The organism is Micromonospora sp. NPDC005806, from assembly GCF_042871425.1.
Classification (GTDB): Bacteria; Actinomycetota; Actinomycetes; order Mycobacteriales; family Micromonosporaceae; genus Micromonospora.
The window spans coordinates 132,586-138,915 of the sequence record NZ_JBIAIL010000017.1 but is presented as its reverse complement, the minus strand read 5'-3'; the positions used below and the strand labels follow the sequence as shown (position 1 = coordinate 138,915).

General features: G+C 68.9%; 4 protein-coding genes. 2 read left to right on the top strand and 2 right to left on the bottom strand.

Annotated features, from left to right (window positions below; genetic code table 11):
• Nucleotides 1-160 precede the first annotated feature (160 nt).
• Together ACFYOS_RS19430 and ACFYOS_RS19425 are read left to right on the top strand one after the other, a co-directional pair.
• Entirely contained in the window at nt 161-1,324 is a 1,164-nt protein-coding gene (locus ACFYOS_RS19430; RefSeq protein ID WP_387143145.1) for an IS110 family transposase, read from the top strand.
• 86 nt (nt 1,325-1,410) lie between these two features.
• On the top strand, nt 1,411-2,448 hold the full coding sequence (locus ACFYOS_RS19425; protein WP_387143142.1) for an IS110 family transposase: 1,038 nt from the start codon (nt 1,411-1,413) through the stop codon (nt 2,446-2,448).
• Nucleotides 2,449-2,900: 452 nt separating this feature from the next.
• Here the strand turns inward: ACFYOS_RS19425 and ACFYOS_RS19420 are convergent, their stop codons facing one another.
• Nucleotides 2,901-3,719, bottom strand: coding sequence for an inositol monophosphatase family protein (locus ACFYOS_RS19420; protein ID WP_387143139.1), 819 nt, complete (start codon nt 3,717-3,719; stop codon nt 2,901-2,903).
• A gap of 971 nt (nt 3,720-4,690) precedes the next feature.
• Nucleotides 4,691-6,286, bottom strand: a complete 1,596-nt coding sequence (locus tag ACFYOS_RS19415) for a hypothetical protein (RefSeq protein ID WP_387143136.1) — start codon at nt 6,284-6,286, stop codon at nt 4,691-4,693.
• Nucleotides 6,287-6,330 lie beyond the last annotated feature (44 nt).

The window sequence follows — 6,330 nt, the reverse complement described above, 5'->3', positions numbered from 1 at the left end:
GAGAGCGGCAAGGGGTATGCGAGCCAGTGCCGACCGGCGCCCTGACGCTACGGGCTGCAGACCCGCGCATCTAACTCCAGTAGACAAGTCAGGGGACTGCCCGGCTCAAGGTAGCGCTGCCCTCCCGTCGATGAACACCGTCGGATCGAGGGAGGGCACGATGGCCCAGGTCATCATCGGCGTGGACCCGCACAAGCGTTCCGCCACCATCGAAATCATCAACGCGCGGGAGAAGGCGCTCGGACAGGGCCGGTTCGGCACCGACCGCGACGGCTACCAGGCCATGCTCGCCGCCGGACGCAAGCACAAAGACCGCCTTTGGGCGGTCGAGGGCTGCAACGGCATCGGGCGGCATGTCGCTCAACGCCTGGTCTCCGACGGCGAAACCGTCGTGGACGTTCCCGCGAAGCTGTCCGCCCGGGCCCGCGTGTTCGCCACCGGCCAGGGCCGCAAGACCGACCCGGTCGATGCCCGCAGCGTCGCTGTGGTCGCCCTGCGCACCGAAGGCCTGCGGCAGGTCGTCACCGATGACACCACGGTCGCGTTACGGCTGCTCGTCGACCGCCGTGACCAGCTCGGCCGGGCCCGCACCGAAGTGGTCTCCCGGCTGCATCACCTGCTGCTCGAACTGGTGCCCGGCGGCGCGAAGAAGGACCTGTCCGCCCAGCAGGCCCGTGCCCTGCTGGGCGCCGTGCGCCCGCGTGACGTGGTCGGCAAGACCCGCCGCCGGCTGGCCTCCGAGCTGATCGGCGAACTCGTCGTCATCGACAAGAAGATCAAGATCGCGAAACAGGAACTCACCGACCTGGTCAACAGCACCGGCAGCCGGCTGATGAATTTGACCGGCATCGGACCGTCCGGCGCGGCCCGCCTGCTCGGCGACATCGCAGACATCGCCCGGTTCACCAGCCGCGCCCACTTCGCCTCGTGGAACGGCACCGCACCGATCGACGCCTCGTCCGGCGAGCACAACCGGCACCGGCTCTCAAGAGCCGGGAACCGGCGCATCAACCGGGCCCTTCACATCATGCCCATCGTCCAACTGCGCCGTGACACCGAAGGGCGCCGCTACTACCGACGCAGACTGGCCGCGGGCAAGACCCCGATGGAGGCCCTACGGGCACTGAAACGGCGTCTGTCCGACATCGTCTACCGGCAGATGATGGCCGACGCGAAGCTGGTCAAGACGGGCCCGGGAGAACACACGAGGGCGACTCCGCAATCCAGCGCGGCCGACCCAAACCCCGAGATCGACACTTCGGAAAAGTCACTTCCCGGACCCGCCACACCCCAGCCTAGAACAACCCTCGCCGCGGCCTCTTGATGGCATGAAGGAGCGGGGCCTCGCTCCTCGTGGGTCCCGGGCGGGATGCTCGGGGTGCTCACGTCTCACGACGAAGGAGGCCCCTCATGCAGGCAGAGTACGACGGCCGGCAGATCGTGGGTATTGATCTGCATCGCCGCCGGTCGGTAATCGTGCGGATGAGCGAGGCGGGCGAGAAGCTCGAGACGGTGCGGATCGACAACGACCCGGTCGCGCTGGGGTTGGAGATCGCCAAGGCCGGCCCGGATCCCGAGGTGGTCCTGGAGGCCACCTATGGCTGGTACTGGGCGGTGGACCTGCTGACCGCGGCGGGCGCCCGGGTGCATCTGGCGCATCCGTTGGGGGTGAAGGGGTTCGCTTACCGGCGGGTGAAGAATGACGCCCGCGACGCCGCCGATCTGGCGGATCTGCTGCGCATGGGCAGGCTGCCGGAGGCGTACGTGGCCCCGCCGGCGGTGCGCGAGTTGCGGGAGCTGGTGCGGTATCGGGCCAAGCTGGTCGCGTGGCGTTCCGGGTTGAAGGCGTCGGTGCACGCGGTGTTGGCCAAGCAGGGCGTGCACATCGCGGTATCGGATCTGTTCGGCGTCGGTGGGCGGGAACTGCTGTCCCGGGCGCCGTTGGACGGGGCGTATCGGGGTCGGGTGAACTCGTTGTGCCGGCTGATCGACGCGGTCGATTTCGAGATCGACGCGGTCGGTGGTCCGATCCGAGCCAGACTCGCCGGGCACCGTGGCTACACGGCGATCCAGGCCATCCCCGGTGTCGGTCCGGTGCTGGGGGCGGTGTTCGTCGCCGAGATCGGCGAGGTTGACCGGTTCGCCGGCCCGGCGCAGCTGACCTCGTGGGCCGGGCTGACCCCTCGGCACCGCGAGTCTGACCTCGTCGTGCATCGGGGGCGGATCACCAAGCAAGGTTCGACGCTGGTGCGGTGGGCCGCGGTCGAGGCCGCCCACGGCGTCCCGAACAGTGCCGGCTGGTTGACTTCCACCCGCGCCCGCATCGGGGAGCGCCGCGGACGCAACATCGCCACCGTCGCGGTGGCCCGCAAGCTGCTCACCCTCGTCTACTACGGCCTGCGCGACGGACACATCCGTGCCCTCGCACCGGCCCGGGCGGCGGCGTGAGCAGGTTCGGACGTGACCGGACGCGAGGTCGTTCTGTGTCTGACCCCCGTCGGCCGACGGCGAGGCCGCCCGCTTGATTGACCCCGTCCGGTCACGGTCGCACATCACCATGCCCCGAACCAGCAGGGCGAATGGATGACTGGCAGCCGAACCTTGGCCTGCTCTCCGACATAGGTCGGGACCTGGCGACGCGACCACACCCCACAACGCCGCTTCCGGCATCACCACGATGGCGTCCACGGCGCCGGCGTCAAGGCCAAGCCCTACGGGTGGGCCTCCGGCCCAGCCTTGACCCCGACGCCGCACACACGCCCGCCCAAAAGCCATGCCGCAAGACGGGCAAAAGAACGTCAGCCACTCAAAACCCCAGCCTTGACCGGCCCCGCTCCTTCATGGATGACACAGAGGGGTGCCAGGTGAGCGCGTCGCGACGCCATAACCGTCGTGGATGATCAGTTGGTCGTCGCCAACCGGTTGGCGCCGGTGTTGAGGACCTGGAGCGCGGCGGTGTGCAGGGCGGCGCTGCGCGCGAACAGCGCCGGCCCGGGCGTGGGTCGTGCCTGTCCGTCGAGCCCGCTGAAGCGTCCACCGGCCTCCTCGACGATGAGCGATGTTGCCGCGTAGTCCCACACCTGTCCCCGGGCCTGGACGGCGAGGTCCAACTGCCCGCACGCAACGAGTAGCGCGGCATGAGTGCTCCACGGCGTGGTTGACGTCACGGCGCTCAGCGGCGCGATCATCTCGCGTTCGCCCCCGGAGAGTTCATCGTCGGTGGGGATCACGCCGAGGCGGCTCCCGGGCAGGATGTTCAACCTGTCACGGTCGACGAAGATCCGCCGCTCGTCGGTCGTGATCGAACCGGAGAAATCCGATGCGAACGCGCCGCCGCCTCGCTGCGCCCACCAGATCCTTCCCTGCGCGGGGACGGCAGCCACCCCGACCACGACCTCGCCAGCCTCTTCCAACGCGACGAGCACCAGCCACCGGTTGTCACCGGCGACGAAGAGCGCGGTGCCGTCGATCGGGTCGACAATCCAGCGGCGGCTGCCCCGACCGGTATGCCCGGCCTCCTCGCCTAGGACGGCGTCGTCGGGCCGCGCGTCTGCCAGGATCCCTCGGATGGCGGCTTCGACCGCATGGTCGGCCTCCGTCACCACACTGCCGTCCGACTTCAGCTGCTGAGGAAGCTGGGTGAGGGTCGCGAAATATCGGAGGCCGACGGCGGCGCCGGCAAGGGCGGCACGTCGAGCAAGCAAAAGATCGCTTTCCATGGCTCCATCTTTGCCTGTGTCGGGGCCGTCGACCAACAAACTTCATCGCTATCGAGTGACGCTAGGGCCGCCTATCCGGGTGGGTCCTGCACGGCGTGTTCAACAACGTTCACCGTCAGGGCACGAGATGTGATCCCGTGGAGCCGCGCGCGGCACGATCGCCACGTCCTGCCGGACGCGCGACGAATACCGGTTCCATGCGTCGGGCGTTCGCTCAGGAGGCGGTCCTCGTCATGAAGCCGGGTGCCGACCTGCGGGCCCCGGGAGCAGCGATCACGCCGGCGTTGTGCGGACACTGGGATCATGAGTCGCCATGCCCTCTGGCACCGCATCGCAGCCACGCGGATCGGGTCGATGGCGAGGTGCACTTGAGAGTTCGGTTCGCTGTCGAGCCAGCCATGGAACATTTCGTCCGGCAGAGCATCTATCTGGCGTTGTCCAGCGGCCAACTGCGGGGCTCGGACGGCATCAGGTGGCGCCTGGGCAGCAGTCGGCACAGTTACGTCTCAAGCAACGAAATTGACCACGCTGGACGCCTAACACGCGACTGACCCATGTAGTTGCTCCCGCAGACGGCGCCCTACGGCCGGCGACCGAACATCCGCTCATCGGCTAGAAGCGGATGCGCCGCCCTGCCAATGACGCATTGCTGGTCACGGAACGTCACGACGGACACCGGCACACCCCGTGGATCGCGCTGAAGCCGCTGGTCCGATCGGCAGCGGTTGGAGCCGGAACTGCCCTCCCACCTCAGCGCCCGTCTACACGACGCTGTGCATGTTCAGCTGTACCTGGCTGTGCGCGTTAACTCGTACGCCGACACAGGTAGCCGCTGGCCGGCCGCCCGGCTGCCGTTCGATCGTCCGCCAAGCAACTGACGGTGGGTCTTCGCGCCGGGTTTAGGGGGTGCGACACGGGCGGAGGCGGCGGGCATCCGTGCCCGCCGCCTCCGCCGTTGGTGTTGCCCAGGGTTATGGGAAGAAGACCACCGCGAAGACAGTCCCCGCCACGAGCCCGGCGACCACCGGGATGAAACACCTACGGGCGAGGGCGAGCACCGGCACCCGGGCGAAACCGGCGACGGCGATGAGGGAGGACCAGGCAACGAGCGTGCCGCCACCGGACCAGATGTTGCCCATCTGCCCGACGGCGGCGAGCGTTCCGGCGCTGATCCCGGCAGCCGGACCGAGGCTGCCCGCCAGCGCTCCGGTCAGCGGCAGGCCGGAGAAACCCGACCCTTCCAGACCGGCGATCATGCCGATGATCAGGATGGCGAAGGCCGCGACGAAGCCGCTGTGGGGGATGTGGTCCTCGGCTGCCGTGACCAGGTCGTACAGCAGGGCCGGGCCCTTCGTCGGGTCGGCGGTGCCGAGGATCTGGCCGGAGAAGTCGCCGTTGCCGATGAAGAAGAATCCCGCGATCGGCAGGACGACCCCCATCGCCTTGAACGCGAACACCAGTCCGTTGACGACGTGCTCGGCGGAACTCTCCAGGAAGCCCTTTGCGTCACCGGCGAGCGCCGCCAGGAACACGATGAGCGCGGCGATTCCGCCGACCAGGGCGGCGGCATCGCCGCCGCGCAGGTCAGGCACGCTGTCGGAGAACTTCGCGACCACCATGTACACGATCAGCGCCAAGTAGGCCACCGGGACGAAGATGGCGAAGAAGGTCGGCACCAGCGGGTTACCGCGGTAGCCGGTGGCCGGCTCCTCGGGGCCCTCGGGCAGCCCGTCGTCGTACTCCTCCCGCAGCGCGACACCGTGTCCGGTCGTCGGTGGCCCGCCCCGCAGGGACGGGATGTCGCCGCCACCCGCCGGCCGGTCGCCCGCGCCGACCAGCTCCCGCTCGCGTTCGGTGACGGCTAGGTCCCTCGCGCGGTCGCCGCCGCCGTCTGTCGTCGACTCCCACTCGGCGAGCAGAGCCGGGTCAGGTCGGCGCATCTTGCGGAACTCCATCAGGTAGGCGACCGCGAGGGCGACCCCACCGACGACGAGGGACAGCACCATCGCGCGGTCCGCGACGACATTCGCGTCCGCCCCCGCCGCCTTCGCCGACAGCCCCGGGGCCACCCGGATGACGTAGTCGGAGGAGAGCGCCATGCCCTGACCGGCGATCGCCACGACCAGGCCGACGGCCATCGGCCGCAGACCCGCGCGGATGGCCACCGGGATGAGCACCGCGCCGATCAGCGGCACCGCCGGGGTCGGCCAGAAGAACAGCGAGATGAAGTACGTGACGACCACCAGCGTCCAGAACGCCAGGTGGCCGTTGCGCATCACGCCCCGGAACGGGGCGACCATCTTCCGGTCGGCGCCGATCGCCTGCAACGAGTGCAGCATCGCCGTCACGAGCGCGATGATCAGGAAGATGTTGAACAGTGCCGTCGCCGCCACGAGGCTGGCGTTGAACACCGCGGAGAGCCCGCGGACGATGCTGTGCGAGAACACGAGCGCGGTCGCGAGGGTCGCGACCACGGCGGGGACTACGATGTTCTTTCGGGCGACCATCGTCGCGATGATGACGACGACGCCGGCTAAGTAGACCCAGTGGGCCGCTGTCAGGTGCATCTGCTACCTCACTGCCTCTTGCAGGGAGTTGATTGCAGGTCAGA

Coding starts and splice junctions, on each gene's coding strand:
- ACFYOS_RS19415 (WP_387143136.1), bottom strand. CDS start 6,286: ATGCACCTGACAGCGGCCCACTGGGTCTACTTAGCCGGCGTCGTCGTC.
- ACFYOS_RS19425 (WP_387143142.1), top strand. CDS start 1,411: ATGCAGGCAGAGTACGACGGCCGGCAGATCGTGGGTATTGATCTGCAT.
- ACFYOS_RS19420 (WP_387143139.1), bottom strand. CDS start 3,719: ATGGAAAGCGATCTTTTGCTTGCTCGACGTGCCGCCCTTGCCGGCGCC.
- ACFYOS_RS19430 (WP_387143145.1), top strand. CDS start 161: ATGGCCCAGGTCATCATCGGCGTGGACCCGCACAAGCGTTCCGCCACC.